The sequence below is a fragment of the Streptomyces sp. Pv4-95 genome (assembly GCF_045782725.1).
Lineage (GTDB): Bacteria > Actinomycetota > Actinomycetes > Streptomycetales > Streptomycetaceae > Streptomyces.
In genome coordinates this window covers 6481352-6496944 of record NZ_CP127172.1, presented here as the reverse complement: position 1 = coordinate 6496944, position 15593 = coordinate 6481352, and the positions used below count along the sequence as shown (strand labels likewise).

Below are 15593 nucleotides of genomic sequence, written 5' to 3'. Positions count from 1 at the left end.
CGCTGCCTTCAACTGCCTGGGTTGTGGTCAACGGGGCCCCTCCGCCACTGCACGGTCGACATCCGCCGGGTCGAGTGCAGGCGCCCCGGCGCGCAGCCACAGAAAGTACTCGACATTCCCCGATGGTCCGGGCAACGGGCTCGCAGTTACGCCAAGAATGCCAAGTCCCAGTTCCGCGGCCCGGCCCGCGACCGCGCGCACGGCCCCGGCACGCAGTTCCGCGCTGCGCACCACTCCGCCGCTGCCCAGCCGTTCCTTGCCGACCTCGAATTGCGGTTTGACCATCAGCACCAGGTCGGCGTCGGGCGCCGCGCAGCCGACCAGTGCGGGCAGGACGAGCCCGAGCGGGATGAAGGAGAGGTCGCCGACGACGAGGTCGACGGGTGTGGAGTCGATCTGCTCCAGCGTCAACTCACGTACGTTCGTGCGGTCCTTGACGCTGACCCGGTCGTCGCTCTGCAGCGACCACGCCAGCTGCCCGTAGCCGACGTCGACGGCGACGACGTGCCCGGCGCCGGCGCGCAGCAGTACGTCGGTGAAGCCGCCGGTCGAGGCGCCCGCGTCCAGCGCCCGCCGGCCCTCGATCTTCAGGCCCTGCGGGACGAAGGCGGCGAACGCGCCGGCGAGCTTGTGGCCGCCGCGCGAGACGTAGTCGGGGTCGCCCTCGTCCTCGCGTACGACGACGGCGGCGCTGGTCTCGACCTGGGTGGCGGACTTGGTCGCGGTCGCCCCGCCGACGGTCACCCGCCCCGCGGCGATCAGCTGGCTCGCGTGCTCGCGCGAGCGGGCCAGCTTGCGGCGCACCAGCTCCGCGTCGAGTCGGCGTCGTGCCACTCCTGCCACCTGTGGTTCAGCTCCTGTTGTCGTGCGTCGTCGAGGAAGGGGCGGGCGGCCCGGGGCGCTGGTCGAGGGCGGCCAGCGCGTCGCGCAGCCCACGGTGCACATCCTCGTACACCTGGAGGTGGCCACTCGCGGGGAGGTGGTCGGCGTCGGCGAGCCGCCGCAGCCGGGCGTCGACCGCGGCGTCGCCGGTCGGCGTGACCGCGATCCCGATCGGCTGCGGTGCCGCGGAGCCCACGGGGTCGGCCGGCTCCACGGATTCGGTCGGCGCGGGGGCGTCGGTCGGCTCCGCGGCCCCGTCGGGCCCCGCGGCTTCCGCCGCCCCGGCAGGGTCCTCCGCCCCGGCTGTCCCGTCCGTCCCAGCGGCCGTTACGGCGTTCTCGGCAGACCGGGGGCTCCCGGCCTGCCCGGCGGATCCGGTTGTTCCGGACGCGCTTCCCGCCCGGTCCCCGTACCCCGGGCGCGCACCCGGGTCCGAGGCTGCGGCGGGCCCTTCCGGCTCCGGGCCTGACGTCGGCTCTTCCATGCCCCCGACGCTACCTTGCGCAACCCCGTCAACGGCGTACGAGCCGCCCCCGACCTGGCGTATCGTCGATCACGATGGCAACCCTCGACCAGTGCCGCGCCGCGCTCGACCGGCTGGCCCAGAACCTCTCCTCGGCGGACGGCGGCGTGCGCAGCGCCGCCGCGCTCGACCGCTCGCTCAGCTGCCGCATCACGGACCTCGACATCACGTTCGTGGGGCGGCTCGCGGACGGCAGCATCCAGGACGTGACCCATGTGCCCGGCCCGCCGCCGCACAAGGCGGATATCCGTCTCGCCATGGCCGGGGACGATCTGGTCGCCCTGGTGGACGGGCGCCTCAACTTCGCGAAGGCGTGGGGCAGCGGCCGCGTCAAGCTGGAAGCCGGCCTGCGCGACCTGTTGCGCCTGCGCACGCTGCTGTAGCGCCGGCCACCGCCCGGTGGCCGCCCAGGACGGGGCCCGCTTTCACGAACCCGCGTGCACGCGATCGGCCTTCGCCTCCGCCGTCTCGCCTGCCCCGGCCGTTTCCGTCCCGGGCAGGCCGACGCCGCTCCGGCTTCCGCCGCGCGGAGTGCGGGCGGCCGGGATGACCAGGGGCGTGCCGGTCTGCGGATCGTCGATGATCTGGCAGCCGAGCCCGAAGACGTCCTCCACCAGCTCCGCCGTGACGATCTCCCCCGGCGCGCCCTCGGCGACGACCGCGCCGTCCTTCATGGCGATGAGGTGCGTCGCGTAACGGGCGGCGTGGTTGAGGTCGTGCAGCACGGCGACGAGCGTGCGGCCCTGCTCCTCGTGCAGATCGGCGCACAGGTCGAGGACCTCGATCTGGTGCTGGATGTCCAGGTAGGTCGTCGGCTCGTCCAGCAGGAGCAGCGGCGTCTGCTGGGCGAGTGCCATCGCGATCCACACGCGCTGCCGCTGACCGCCGGAGAGCTCGTCGACATACCGCTCCGCCAGGCCCGTGATACCGGTCGCGGCGAGCGACTCCTGGACGATGCGCTCGTCCTCGCCGGACCACTGGCGCAGCAGACCCTGGTGCGGGTAGCGGCCGCGCGCCACCAGGTCCGACACCGTGATGCCGTCGGGTGCGACCGAGGACTGCGGCAGCAGCCCCAGGGTCCTTGCGACCTTCTTGGCCGGGAGCGAGGAGATCACCGAGCCGTCGAGCAGTACCGACCCGGCGGCCGGCTTGAGCATCCGGGACAGGGCGCGCAGCAGGGTGGACTTGCCGCAGGCGTTCGGGCCGACGATGACCGTGAAGGAGTGGTCGGGGATGCGGACCGAGAGGTTTTCGGCGATGACCCGCTGGTCGTAGGCGAGGGTGACGTTCTCGGCCGTGAGACGGCTCACTTCAGGGCTCCTGGGGTTGTCGTGTAGCTGTTGTCCGGTGCCGCACACCGGTGTGCGGCGCGCGGCCCGTCCGCCGCCGGGCGGTCACCGGCCGCCGGAGGCATGCTCGCCGCCATCCCTCCGCCGGGCTCGGCCGCGGCCGTCGCACCGGCCCTCGTACCGGCGGGTGCTCCGGGCGTGCCCGTGCTCATACCCGCCCGGCCTTGCGCTCGGTGGCCAGCAGCCACAGCAGATAGCCGCCGCCCAGCATGCCGGTGAGCACGCCCACCGGGAGTTGGTCGGCGCCGAAGAGACCCTGCGATGCCCAGTCGGCCGCGACCAGCAGCACCGAGCCCATGAGGGCGGACGACAGCAGGTTGGGGCCGGGCGTGGGAGCGCTTCGAGCGCCCTTGCGCAAGCGCGGGAGGCGGAGCCGCCGGGCCAGCTGCGGCGCGGTGAGCGCCACGAACGAGATGGGACCGGCGGCGGCGGTGGCCGAGGCGACCAGCAGTACCGAGGCGAACAGGGTCACCACCCGCACCCGGTCGACCCGGACGCCCAGCGCGTACGCGGCGTCGTCGCCCATCTCCAGCATGCGCAACGGCCTCCCCTGGAGGAGCACCAGCGGGATGAGGACGACGCACACCCCGGCCAGCGGCCAGACCTGGGACCAGTCCCGGCCGTTGAGCGACCCGGTCATCCAGGTGGTGGCGCGGGTCGCCTCGTAGATGTTCGCCTTCGTCAGGAGGTAGAGCACCAGGGCGTAGAGCATCGCGGAGGCGCCGATTCCGACGAGCACGAAGCGGTATCCCTGGATACCGCGCTTCCAGGCGAGCAGGAAGATGGCGAGGCCGGTGAAGACACCGCCGACGACCGCGCCGGCGGCGACCGCGAGGGTGCCGCCCTGGAAGTAGACGATGACGACCAGCGCCCCGACGGACGAACCCTGGGCGAAGCCGAGGACGTCCGGGCTGCCCAGGGGGTTGCGCGAGACGGTCTGGAAGACGGCACCGGCGATGCCGAACGCGGCGCCGACCATCAGCCCCACCAGGACCCGCGGCAGCCGCAGGTCCTGCACGATGAACACCTGGCCGGGGTTGCCGTCACCGGTCAGCGTGCTGAGCACCTCGCCCGGTGTCATCGGGTAGTCGCCGGAGCCGATCAGCGCCACGGCCGCGGCCAGCGCGACGACGAGCAGCACCAGCCCGGTCGCGACGGCACGCAGATCGAGCCGGAGGGAGAACCCGCCCGCGGTGCGCACGGATATCACCCGCCGCGGCGCCTTCGCCCCCGCACCGCGCTTCGCGTCCGGGCCGGCCGGCGTGCGGCGCCCTTCCTCCGTCACGTCATCGGCCCCCTTCTCGGATGTTCCGGGCGTCCCGGGCTGCCCGCCCTTTCCGGGCTTCACGGTCGCGCTCACAGCTGGGCCATCCTCCGACGCCGTACGAGATAGATGAAGACCGGTCCGCCGACAACGGCCGTGACGATGCCGACCTGCAACTCGCCGGGCCGGGCCGCGACCCGGCCGAGGATGTCCGCGCCGAGCAGCAGGACCGGCGAGAGCACCGCCGAATACGGCAGGATCCAGCGCATGTCGGGCCCGGTGATGGCGCGTACGACATGCGGCACCATCAGCCCGACGTAGACGATCGGGCCGCAGGCGGCGGTCGCGCCGCCGCACAGCAGCGTGACGGCGAGCATCGCCAGCACGCGGGTGCGGGTCAGCCGGGCGCCCAGGGCCCGCGCCTGGTCGTCGCCGAGGGCGACGGCGTTCAACGGCCGGGCGAGCAGCAGCGCGAGCACGCCGCCCACCACGAGGAACGGCGCGATGTGGGTGACCGTCGGCATGGTGGCGGAAGCCAGCGAACCGACCGTCCAGAAGCGCATCTTGTCCAGCGCCGCGGTGTCCATCAGGTTGACGGCGTTGATGTAGCCGACGAGGACGGCGGTCAGCGCGGTGCCGGCGAGCGCGAGCCGCACGGGCGTGGCGTTGCGGGTGCCGCCCAGGACGTACACCGCGACGGAGACCACCGCCGCGCCGGCGAACGCGAACCACACATATCCGGACAGCGAGGTGACGCCGAAGAAGCTGATGGCGGAGACGACCGCCGCGGAGGCGCCGGCGTTGATGCCGAGCACCCCGGGGTCGGCGAGCGGGTTCCGGGTCAGCGCCTGCATGACGGTGCCGGCCAGTCCGAGCGCGGCTCCGACGATGAGCGCGAGCAGGGTGCGCGGGAACCGCACATCGCGCACGACCACGTCGGTATCGGAGCCGGAGTAGTCGAAGACCCCGTGCCACACCTGGTCGAGGGGAATCTGTTTGGCGCCGACGGCGATGCCGAGGACGGCGATCACGGCCAGGGCGGCCACGGAGGCGACCAGCCCCGCGGAGCGCGTGACGAGCCGACGCTGCGGCGCCACTTGGGCCGGGGCCTTTGATGCTTCGGGGGGGCTGTCAACCAACACGAGAGTTAGGTTAGCCTACCCTCACATTCGACTTACAGGCCCCTCCCAGAGAGAAGCGCACCCTCATGAGCACCCCCCGAAGCGTAACTCCGTCCCGTCGCGGTGTCCTGGCCGCGGGCGGCGCCGTCGGCATCGGCGCCCTGCTGGCCGCGTGCGGCGGTGAAAAGGGGACGGGGGGCGCCACGAAGGACGCCAAGGGCGGCCCTTGGTCCTTCACCGACGACCGCAGGAAGAAGGTCTCCCTCGACGGCACCCCGCAGCGCATCGTCGCCTTCACCGGCACCGCGGCGGCGCTGCACGACTTCGGGATGGACGAGCAGATCGTCGGCGTCTTCGGCCCGACCAAGCTGAAGAACGGCAAGGCCGACCCGCAGGCGGGTGACCTGGACGTCGACAAGGTCACCATCATCGGCAACGCCTACAACCAGTTCAACGTCGAGAAGTACGCGGGCCTCAACCCCGATCTGCTCATCACCAACATGTACGAGCCCGGCGCCCTCTGGTTCGTCCCCGAGGACAGCAAGGACAAGATCGCGCAGCTCGCGAAGAGCGTCGCGATCACCTCCTCCCGGACCCCCCTCGTCAAGATCATCGAGCGCTACGCCGAGCTGGCGCAGTCGCTCGGCGCCGACCTCAAGGCCAAGAAGGTCACCGACGACAAGGCCCGCTTCGAGAAGGCCGCCGCGGCGCTGCGCAAGGCCGCCAAGTCCCACCCGGTCAAGGTGCTCGCCTGCTCCGGCAGCCCCGACCTCTTCTACGCCTCCAACCCGGGCATCAACGCCGACCTCATGTACTACAAGTCCCTCGGCGTCGACCTGATCGTCCCCGACCACCTGGACAAGGGCGGCTACTTCGAGAGCCTGAGCTGGGAGAACGCCGACAAGTACAAGGCCGATGTGCTGCTGCTCGACAACCGCACCGCCACCCTCCAGCCCAAGGACCTGGCGGCCAAGCCCTCCTGGGCCAAGCTGCCCGCCGTCAAGGCCGGCCAGATCACCCCGTGGTCGAGCGAACCGCGCTTCTCCTACGCGGGTGCCGCACCGCTGATCGAGTCGCTGGCCAAGGCGATCGAGGACGCCAAGAAGGTCAACTGACGCAGGGCGGTGGTGGATCACCCGCCCGCCGTCGGCAGGCCGGCGGTCCACCAGCGCCGCACCGCACCACCGCACCCCCGGCGCCACGCCTCCCCCGACGCGGCGTCGCCGGACCGCCATGCACCACCCCCGCACCGCCAACGCCCAGTCCCGTCACCGCCAACGCCCAGTCCCGTCACCGAGAAACCGCAGCGCCTTCCCGGGAGGTTCCTCCGCATGACCACGACCGCCGCACCCGCCACCACGCCCTTCCGCTTCTTCGATGTGCATGTCGTGCGCACCCGGCGGCTGGGCCCCTCCATCGTCCGGATCACCTTCGGCGGTGAACGTCTGGCCGAGCTGACGTCCGGCGGTCGTGACCAGCGCTTCAAGATCTTCCTCCCGCAGCCCCACCAGGACCGGCCGGTCTTCGAGGACACCGGCGACGGCTGGTACACCACCTGGCGGGCACAGGATCCTGCCGAGCGCGCCGTGATGCGCTCCTACACGATCCGCGAACAGCGCCATGAGCCGCGGGAGTTCGACGTCGACTTCGCCCTGCACGGCGCGGACAGCGCCACCCACGCCGCGGCGGCCGGTCCGGCCGGGCGCTGGGCCGCCCGCGCCCGTCCTGGCGACCTGCTGACCGTCCTGGCCCCCGCCGTCGAGGACAACGGCGGCGTCGACTTCCGGCCGCCGACGGGCACCGACTGGATCCTGCTGACCGGCGACGAGACCGCGCTGCCCGCCATCGGCGGCATCCTGTCCTGGCTCTCCCCCGGCACCCAGGCCAAGGTCTACGTCGAAATCGCCCACGAGGACGACCGGCAGAGCCTGCCGACCTTCGCCGACGCCGACATCACCTGGCTCGTCCGGGACGAGGCGACGGCCGCAACCCGTCAGCCGGTGCTCGACGCACTGCGCGCCGCCGAGCTGCCCGAGGGCACGCCGTACGCCTGGATCGCCGGAGAGGCGGGCACCGTCAAGGCGGTGCGCAGGCACCTCGTCCGCGAGCGCGGCATCGACCGCAGGGCCGTGAAGTTCACCGGCTACTGGCGCCGTGGCGCCAGCGAGGAGGACCTGATCGCGGAGCTGACGGCCGGCACCGCGGCGGCCGACCAGGACTGAACCGGACACCCCGACCCGGACACGGCCGGACCGAACCGACAAGGACCGACCCGGCAATGACACGCACCGTGGGGCATGCGCCGGGGGCCGCGCCCCCGGCCGTGGCACAGACACGCCACCCCCTGGTGCCGCACGCTTCCCTGATGCCTCCGTCGACCGCGAAGTGCGTCGGCCACGAGCGCCCCGGGCCGCGAGATGCCCGGGCCCGGGCCCGGTCCTCACATCCCGATGCGGGCCAGCGCCTTCCCCGCGTCCGCCGTGCAACTGCCGTCCCCCGCCGCGGTCCAGGCCGCCGCGCACAGCGCTCGCAGCGCGTCCAGGGGCGCACCGTCGCCGTCCAGGGCGAGCGCCTCACCGTTCGCCCTCGCCGTCCAGCCGCCGCACCGGAAGCCGCCGTCGGCCGCGACGACATCCGGCTGCGAGGTCAGCATCCCGCGCAGATCCGCGTCCACGTACGTCGGCCGGTGCTGCGGCGGCGCGGCCAGGAGCTCCGCGGCGGTGGTGACGCCGGTGAGCACCAGCAGCGAGTCCACCTCGCCGTTGCAGGCGCCCTCGATGTCCGTATCGAGCCGGTCCCCGATCACCAGCGGCCGCCGGGCGCCGGTCCGCAGCACCGTCTCCCGGTGCATCGGCGGCTGCGGCTTGCCCGCCACCTGCGGCGAACCGCCCGCCGCGATCCGGACGACCTCCACCAACGCGCCGTTGCCGGGGGCGATCCCGCGTTCCTTGGGGATCGTCAGGTCGGTGTTGGAGGCGAACCACGGCACCCCTCGCTGCACCGCGTACGCGGCCTCCGCCAGCCGCTCCCAGTCCAGCGTGGGGTCGTAGCCCTGCACGACCGCCGCCGGCTCGTCGTCCGCGGACGCCACCGGCTCCAGCCCTCGCTCACGCAGCGCCACCAGCAACCCCTCGCCGCCGATCGCCAGCACCCGCGCGCCCTTCGGCACCTGCTCGGAGATCAGCCGCGCCACCGCCTGCGCGGAGGTGATCACGTCCTCCGGACCGGTCGGCAGACCGAAGCCGGTGAGCTGATCGGCGACGGCCTGCGGTGTCCGGGCAGCGTTATTGGTCACATATGCGAGGTGCATACCGCCGTCCCGCGCCGTCGTCAGCGACTCCACGGCATGCGCGATGGCCTGTCCGCCGGCGTAGACGACCCCGTCCAGATCCAGCAGCGCCGTGTCGTACGCCGCGCTCAGGGCGCGCTCGCAACCGTCGGGCTGCCTGCGAACCTGCTCGTTCATGCCGTCTCGCTCCTCATCACCGCGCCGCCCGCGAAGAACTCCGCCCGGCCGCGCGGAACGTCGCCCTCCGCGTCGCGCGGCGCGTCGTCCGCACCTCGCGCATACCGATATTTCCAGCCAGTCACCGGCTGTCCCCCGATCATCCCTCACCGGGACGGCGGCATAGCATTCTTCAATGACCAGTACCGACGGCCTTCGCCTCCTCCCGTTCCGTGGACTGCGCTATGCCCCGGACCGTGTCAGCAGCCTCACCGCCGTCACCTCGCCGCCGTACGACGTCGTGGTCCGGCCCGACGGTGTGCGCCACTTGGAGACCGCCGATCCGTACAACATCGTCCGGCTGATCCTGCCGCACGCCGCGGACCCCGCCACCCGCCACCGCCAGGCCGCCGACACCCTGAGCCGCTGGCGCGCGGAAGGCATCCTGACGCACGACGACCGGCCGGCGCTGTACGTCTACGAGCAGCGCAGCGGCGAAGTGCTGCAGCGCGGGCTGATCGGCGCCCTGTGCCTGGACGGTCCGGTGCTCCCGCACGAGGGCGTGATCCCCGAGGTGGTCGCGGACCGCGCCGCCCTGATGCGCGCGGCAGCCGCCAACTTCGAGCCCCTGCTGCTCTCCTACCGCGGCCAGGGCACCGCGACGGGCGCCACCGCCGTCATCGAGCGCACCGTGCTGAGCAGCCCGCTGCTGGCCACGACCACCGAGGACGGCTTCGCGCACCGGCTGTGGGCCGTCACCGACCCCGCCGACCTCGCGGCGGTCGACGACGATCTCTCCCGCAGGCAGGCCCTGATCGCCGACGGACACCACCGCTGGGCGACCTACCAGCGGCTGTACGAGCAGTTGCCCGGCGCCACCCCCTCCTCGCCCTGGGCATCCGGCCTGGTGCTGCTGGTCGACACGGCCCGCTATCCGCTCCAGGTCCGCGCGATTCACCGCGTCCTGCCGCATCTGCCGCCCGCCGAGGCGCTGGCCGGCCTGTCCGGCGCCTTCCGCGTACGCGCGCTCTCCGGCGGACTGACCGCCGCCCTGCAGACCTTGGAGCGGACGCCGGGCAACGCCTTCGTCCTGACGGGCGGGCCGGACACCTTCCATCTGCTGGACCGGCCGGATCCGGCGCTGCTGGAGCGCACGATCCGCAAGGACCGGCCGGAGACCTGGCGGCAACTGGATGCCACGGTGCTGCACGCCACCCTTCTCGACAGCGTCTGGCGCATCCCCGACCACCCGTCGGACATCGGCTACCTGCATCACACCGAGGCAGCCGTCGAGCAGGCCGCCCGGCACGGCGGAACCGCCGTCCTGATGCGTGCCACCTCGGAGGAGACGGTCCGTCAACTCGCCCTGCAGGGCGTGACGATGCCACGCAAGTCGACCTCCTTCGGGCCCAAGCCCGCCACCGGCCTGGTCCTGCGGACCCTGGAGGACGGCACCCCCTGAGCCCTCCGCCGGCCGGCGCCGGCGGAGCGCCCCCTCCGCAACCCGCAGATGTAGTTAGGTTAGGCTTACCTCACTACGTCATCGGGTGGGTCTCCCTGCCCCTGCGCGCCCTCAGCGCTGCGCAGGACGTGGCCAAGTCCGCATCAGGGAGGACAAGCTCATGAGTCCCCTCGCGCACCCCGCCGAGGACCCGTCGACCACCGGCAGCCCCGGGGCGACCCACCGCGTCACCCCCACCGTCCACGCCCCGGGTGGACAACCGGGCGACAGCGCCACCACCGAACCGGCCGACAGCAGGTCCTACCTGCTCAACAACGGCACGGCCGGGCGCTACCGCAGCACGGTCACCGAGAGCGTCGAGCGGGTGAGCGCCACCATCGCCGCCACCGAGCGGCCGTTCACCGGCATCTCCGTCGACGAACTCACCCCGACCGTCGCGGACATCGACCTCGAAGCACCGCTGCACGACCCGGCCGCGGCCCTCGACGAACTCGAAGAGGTCTACCTCCGCGACGCCGTCTACTTCCACCACCCCCGCTACCTCGCGCACCTCAACTGCCCGGTGGTGATCCCCGCCCTCGTCGGCGAGGCGGTGCTCTCCGCCGTCAACTCCTCGCTGGACACCTGGGACCAGAGCGCCGGCGGCACCCTCATCGAGCGGCGCCTGATCGACTGGACGGCCCGCCGAATAGGTCTCGGCGAACAGGCCGACGGCATCTTCACCAGTGGCGGCACCCAGTCCAACCTGCAGGCCATGCTGCTCGCCCGGGACGAGGCATGCCGCCGCGAACTGGCCCGCGCCGACGCGCCCGCCGACGCCCGGCGCTCCGACGTCCTGCCGCGGCTGCGCATCCTCACCTCCGAGTGCAGCCACTTCAGCATCCAGAAGGCCGCCACCCTCCTCGGCATGGGCGCGGAGTCCGTGATCTCCGTCCCCTGCGACGAGAACCGCCGGATGCGCACCACCGACCTGGCCGCCGCGCTGGAGCGCTGCCGCCGCGACGACCTCCTCCCCATCGCCGTCGTCGCCACCGCGGGCACCACTGACTTCGGCAGCATCGACCCGCTCGGCGAGATCGCCGACCTGTGCGACCGGTACGGCACCTGGATGCACGTCGACGCCGCCTACGGCTGCGGTCTGCTGGTCTCCCGACGCCGCGACCTGCTCGCCGGCATCGAACGCGCCGACTCGGTCACCGTCGACTACCACAAGTCCTTCTTCCAGCCGGTCAGTTCCAGCGCCGTACTGGTCCGCGACCACACCACGCTGCGGCACGTCACCTACCACGCGGACTACCTCAACCCGCGCCGGATGGCCGAGCGGCGCATCCCCAACCAGGTCGACAAGTCGATCCAGACCACCCGCCGCTTCGACGCCCTCAAACTGTGGCTGACGCTGCGCACCATGGGCGCAAGCGGCATCGGCGAACTCTTCGACGAGGTCATCGACCGGGCCGCGGACGCCTGGAAGATCCTCCATGACGACCCCCGGTTCGATGTCGTCGTCGAGCCGCAGCTGAGCACCCTGGTCTTCCGCTACGTCCCCAGCGCCGACCACGACCCCCACCTCAGCGACCTGGTCAACCTGCACGCCCGGGAGGCGCTGTTCGCCTCCGGTGACGCCATCGTCGCGGGCACCGTCGTCGACGGCCGGCACCACCTCAAGTTCACCCTGCTCAACCCGGAGACCACGCTGGAGGACATCGCCACCGTCCTCGACCTGATCGCCGAGCACGCCGGCAGCTACCTGGCCGAGCAGCCCGAGCCGGCCCTCAGCGCGCGCTGACCTCCCCACCGCCGACCACCCCCCAACGGAGATCCCGTGTCCGCTCCTTATGACTTCGTGGCCATCGGCCTCGGCCCCTTCAACCTCGGCCTGGCCTGCCTGACCGAACCCATCGACGGGCTCGACGGCCTGTTCCTGGACAACAAGGCGTCCTTCGACTGGCACCCCGGCATGATGCTCGACAGCAGCACCCTCCAGGTGCCCTTCATGGCCGACCTCGTCACCCTCGCCGACCCCACCTCCCCCTTCTCCTTCCTGAACTACCTGAAGGAATCGGGCCGGCTGTACTCCTTCTACATCCGCGAGAGCTTCTATCCGCTGCGCGCCGAGTTCAACGACTACTGCCGCTGGGCCGCCGGCAAACTGGACAGCATCCGCTTCGCCCACCAGGTCACCACCGTCACCTACGACGAGAGCGAGGAGCTCTACGTCGTGCAGGCCGAGCACGTGCCCACCGGCGAGCGGAAGACCTACCGCGCCCGCAAGATCGTCCTCGGCACCGGCACCCCGCCGCACATCCCCGAGTCCTGCGAGGGCCTGGGCGGCGACCTGCTGCACAACGCCGACTACCTCGACGCCAAGGCCACCCTGCAGGCCAAGGACAGCATCACCATCGTCGGCAGCGGCCAGAGCGCGGCCGAGGTCTATTACGACCTGCTCCAGGACATCGACAGCCACGGCTACCACCTGACCTGGGCCACCCGCTCCCCCCGCTTCTTCCCCCTCGAATACACCAAGCTCACGCTGGAGATGACCTCGCCGGAGTACGTGGACTACTTCCACGCCCTCCCCCCGGCCACCCGCGACCGCCTCAACGCCTCGCACAAGAACCTCTACAAGGGCATCGACTCCGACCTCATCAACGGCATCTTCGACCTGCTCTACCAGAAGAACCTCAACGGCCCCTGCGCCACCCGGCTGCTCACCAACACGGCGCTGAACACGGCCCGTTACGACGAGACCAGCGGCACCTACACCCTCGGGCTGCGCCAGGAGGAACAAGGCCAGGACTTCTCCCTCGACACACAGGGCCTGATCCTCGCCACCGGATACCGCTACCGCACCCCGGACTTCCTCGCCCCGATCCACGACCGCATCGCCTGGGACGACGCCGGCCGCTACGACGTCGCACGCAACTACAGCATCGACACCGCCGGCCACGGCATCTACGTGCAGAACGCCGAGCTGCACACCCACGGCTTCGTCACCCCCGACCTCGGCATGGCCGCCTACCGCAACTCCTGCATCGTCCGCGAGCTGCTCGGCCGTGAGTACTACCCGGTCGAGAAGTCCATCGCCTTCCAGGAGTTCGCCGCTCCGGCCGTCATGGACCTCGCCACCCCTGCCGACCCGCGGCACACCCTGGAGGTCTCCGCATGAGCGCCCCGCTCTTCACCCGTACCGACCAAGCGCTCGGTGAGTTCTCGCTGCGCCCGGTCGACCCGCCGGCCGATGCCGCGCTGCTGCACGGCTGGGTCACCCACCCCAAGGCCGTCTTCTGGCTGATGCAGGACTGCGACCTCCCGGCCGTCGAGAAGGAGTTCACGCGGATAGCCGCCGACCCCTTCCACGACGCCTACCTCGGCCTGCACAACGGCACCCCGGCGTTCCTCGCGGAGCGCTACGACCCCGCCCACCGCGAACTGGTCGGCATCCACGCCGCCCAGCCGGGCGACGTCGGCATGCACTTCCTGTCGGCCCCCACCGACACCCCCGTGCACGGCTTCACCCTCGCCGTGATCACGACCGTGATGGAGATGCTCTTCGACGACCCGGCCACCCGCCGCATCGTCGTCGAGCCCGACGCCCGCAACACCGCGGTGCACGCCCTCAACAAGGCCGTCGGGTTCGAGGTCCAACGCACCGTCTCCCTCCCCTCCAAAGACGCCTACCTCAGCACCTGCACCCGCGACCAGTTCCTGGCCGCCCGAGGAGAGAACTGATGCTCCCCACCTCCGACGCAGCCCCGCACCTGCCCGCCCTGGACGCCGTCGCGCACCTCACCCCCGACCTCTGGTCCCGCGCCAACCGGCTCCTCGTCCGCAAGGCGCTCGCCGAGTTCGCCCACGAACGGCTGCTCTCCCCCACCCGCCTGCCCGCGGACGGCCACTACGCCGTACGCAGTGACGACGGCGGCGTCGAATACCGCTTCAGAGCCCGCCGCCTGACGCTCGACCACTGGCAGATCAACGCCGACAGCGTCACCCGCCACCGCGACAGCGGCGAACTCCCGCTGGACGCCCTCGACTTCTTCATCGAATTCCGCGGGACCCTGGGCCTGGGCGAGGAGATCCTCCCGGTCTACCTGGAAGAGATCAGCTCCACTCTCTCCGGCACCGCCTACAAACTCGCCGCCGCCCCGGCAAGCGCCGCCGAACTCACGAAGTCGGGCTTCCAGGCCATCGAGACCGGCATGACCGAGGGCCACCCCTGCTTCGTCGCCAACAACGGCCGTCTCGGCTTCGGCGTCCACGAGTACCACGCGTACGCCCCCGAGGCCGCCGCCCCCGTCCAGCTGATCTGGCTGGCCGCCCACCGCGACCACTCCACCTTCACCGCGGGCGCGGACCTCGACTACGACACGCTCGTCCGCGACGAGCTGGGCGAGCGCACCCTCGACCGTTTCGCCGGCACCCTCGGCGACCTCGGCCTGGACCTCGCCGACTACCACCTCATCCCCGCCCACCCCTGGCAGTGGTGGAACAAGCTCTCGGTCACCTTCGCCGCGGAGGTCGCCCAGCAGCGCCTGGTGTTCCTGGGCTCGGGCGACGACGACTACCTGGCCCAGCAGTCCATCCGCACCTTCTTCAACACCACCAGCCCCGAGAAGCACTACGTCAAAACGGCCCTCTCGGTCCTCAACATGGGCTTCATGCGCGGCCTGTCCGCCTCCTACATGGAAGCCACCCCGGCCATCAACGACTGGCTGGCCCGCCTCATCGACGGCGACGAGACCTTCCGGGCCGCCCGCTTCTCGATCATCCGCGAGCGCGCCGCCATCGGCTACCACCACCGCCGGTACGAGGCCGCCACCGCCAAGGGCTCCCCGTACCTCAAGATGCTCGCCGCCCTCTGGCGCGAGAGCCCCGTCTCCACCGTCGAACCGGGTCAGCGGCTGGCCACCATGGCCTCCCTCCTGCACGTCGACCGGGACGGCGGGTCCTTCGCCGGCGCCCTGATCGAGGAGTCCGGCCTGGAGCCCGCGGTCTGGCTCCGCCGCTACCTGGACGCGTACCTCACCCCCGTCCTGCACGCCTTCTACGCCTACGACCTGGTCTTCATGCCGCACGGCGAGAACGCCATCCTGGTCATCGAGGACGGCGCCGTGGCTCGCGTGATCTTCAAGGACATCGCCGAAGAGATCGCCGTCATGGACCCCGACGCGGTGCTGCCCCCCGCCGTCGAGCGCATCCGCGCCGACGTCCCCGAGGACAAGAAGCTGCTGTCCGTCTTCACCGACGTCTTCGACTGCTTCTTCCGCTTCCTCAACGGCACACTCGCCGACCTCGGCGTCCTCGACGAGGACACCTTCTGGCGCACGGTCGCCGACTGCGTCACGGACTACCAGGCGTCCATGCCCCACCTGGCCGACAAGTTCGCCCAGTACGACATGTTCGCCGAGGAGTTCTCCCTCTCCTGCCTCAACCGTCTCCAGCTGCGCAACAACCAGCAGATGGTCGACCTCCAGGACCCGGCAGGCGCCCTCCAGCTCATCGGCACCCTCCGCAACCCCCTCGCCCCCTACGCCCCCACCACCTGAC

At 71.6% G+C, this 15593-nt stretch carries 14 protein-coding genes; 8 read left to right on the top strand and 6 right to left on the bottom strand.

Annotation, left to right across the window (positions count from 1 at the left end):
- Window positions 1-27 precede the first annotated feature (27 nt).
- A complete protein-coding gene (locus tag QOM21_RS28435; protein ID WP_407553834.1) occupies window positions 28-843 on the bottom strand; it encodes a TlyA family RNA methyltransferase in 816 nt (271 codons plus the stop codon).
- 7 nt (window positions 844-850) lie between these two features.
- The gene (locus QOM21_RS28430) at window positions 851-1078 is read right to left on the bottom strand and encodes a hypothetical protein (RefSeq protein ID WP_407553833.1); all 228 of its coding nucleotides are present in this window, start codon (window positions 1076-1078) and stop codon (window positions 851-853) included.
- A gap of 362 nt (window positions 1079-1440) precedes the next feature.
- Here QOM21_RS28430 and QOM21_RS28425 point away from each other — a divergent pair, with 362 nt between their 5' ends.
- Entirely contained in the window at window positions 1441-1788 is a 348-nt protein-coding gene (locus QOM21_RS28425) for an SCP2 sterol-binding domain-containing protein (RefSeq protein ID WP_407553832.1), read from the top strand.
- Window positions 1789-1830: 42 nt separating this feature from the next.
- Here QOM21_RS28425 and QOM21_RS28420 read toward each other — a convergent pair whose 3' ends face one another.
- The 3 genes from QOM21_RS28420 to QOM21_RS28410 form a co-directional block, all read right to left on the bottom strand.
- A complete protein-coding gene (locus tag QOM21_RS28420; protein WP_407553831.1) occupies window positions 1831-2715 on the bottom strand; it encodes an ABC transporter ATP-binding protein in 885 nt (294 codons plus the stop codon).
- A gap of 187 nt (window positions 2716-2902) precedes the next feature.
- Window positions 2903-4114, bottom strand: a complete 1212-nt coding sequence (locus QOM21_RS28415) for a FecCD family ABC transporter permease (protein ID WP_407553830.1) — start codon at window positions 4112-4114, stop codon at window positions 2903-2905.
- On the bottom strand, window positions 4111-5160 hold the full coding sequence (locus QOM21_RS28410) for a FecCD family ABC transporter permease (RefSeq protein WP_407553829.1): 1050 nt from the start codon (window positions 5158-5160) through the stop codon (window positions 4111-4113). Before QOM21_RS28410 ends, QOM21_RS28415 begins: the two co-directional genes overlap by 4 nt.
- Window positions 5161-5225: 65 nt before the next feature.
- Here QOM21_RS28410 and QOM21_RS28405 point away from each other — a divergent pair, with 65 nt between their 5' ends.
- Both QOM21_RS28405 and QOM21_RS28400 read left to right on the top strand, forming a co-directional pair.
- Entirely contained in the window at window positions 5226-6254 is a 1029-nt protein-coding gene (locus QOM21_RS28405; RefSeq protein ID WP_407553828.1) for an ABC transporter substrate-binding protein, read from the top strand.
- 216 nt (window positions 6255-6470) lie between these two features.
- Window positions 6471-7361, top strand: a complete 891-nt coding sequence (locus tag QOM21_RS28400) for a siderophore-interacting protein (protein ID WP_407553827.1) — start codon at window positions 6471-6473, stop codon at window positions 7359-7361.
- A gap of 218 nt (window positions 7362-7579) precedes the next feature.
- On the opposite strand, the gene QOM21_RS28395 is transcribed toward QOM21_RS28400, so the two are convergent.
- Window positions 7580-8605, bottom strand: coding sequence for an HAD-IIA family hydrolase (locus QOM21_RS28395; protein ID WP_407553826.1), 1026 nt, complete (start codon window positions 8603-8605; stop codon window positions 7580-7582).
- A gap of 175 nt (window positions 8606-8780) precedes the next feature.
- Here QOM21_RS28395 and QOM21_RS28390 point away from each other — a divergent pair, with 175 nt between their 5' ends.
- The 5 genes from QOM21_RS28390 to QOM21_RS28370 all read left to right on the top strand — a co-directional run bounded on the left by QOM21_RS28390 (window position 8781) and on the right by QOM21_RS28370 (window position 15592).
- Window positions 8781-10046 (top strand): DUF1015 family protein, encoded by a 1266-nt coding sequence (locus tag QOM21_RS28390; RefSeq protein WP_407553825.1) that lies wholly within the window; start codon window positions 8781-8783, stop codon window positions 10044-10046.
- Window positions 10047-10206: 160 nt separating this feature from the next.
- The gene (locus tag QOM21_RS28385; RefSeq protein ID WP_407553824.1) at window positions 10207-11832 is read left to right on the top strand and encodes a pyridoxal phosphate-dependent decarboxylase family protein; all 1626 of its coding nucleotides are present in this window, start codon (window positions 10207-10209) and stop codon (window positions 11830-11832) included.
- 36 nt (window positions 11833-11868) lie between these two features.
- The gene (locus QOM21_RS28380; RefSeq protein ID WP_407553823.1) at window positions 11869-13212 is read left to right on the top strand and encodes a lysine N(6)-hydroxylase/L-ornithine N(5)-oxygenase family protein; all 1344 of its coding nucleotides are present in this window, start codon (window positions 11869-11871) and stop codon (window positions 13210-13212) included.
- Window positions 13209-13775 (top strand): GNAT family N-acetyltransferase, encoded by a 567-nt coding sequence (locus QOM21_RS28375; RefSeq protein ID WP_407553822.1) that lies wholly within the window; start codon window positions 13209-13211, stop codon window positions 13773-13775. The genes QOM21_RS28380 and QOM21_RS28375 overlap by 4 nt, the downstream gene beginning before the upstream one ends.
- Window positions 13775-15592: an IucA/IucC family protein gene (locus QOM21_RS28370; RefSeq protein ID WP_407553821.1), complete on the top strand. Its 1818-nt coding sequence runs from the start codon at window positions 13775-13777 to the stop codon at window positions 15590-15592. Before QOM21_RS28375 ends, QOM21_RS28370 begins: the two co-directional genes overlap by 1 nt.
- Window position 15593: the final 1 nt, after the last annotated feature.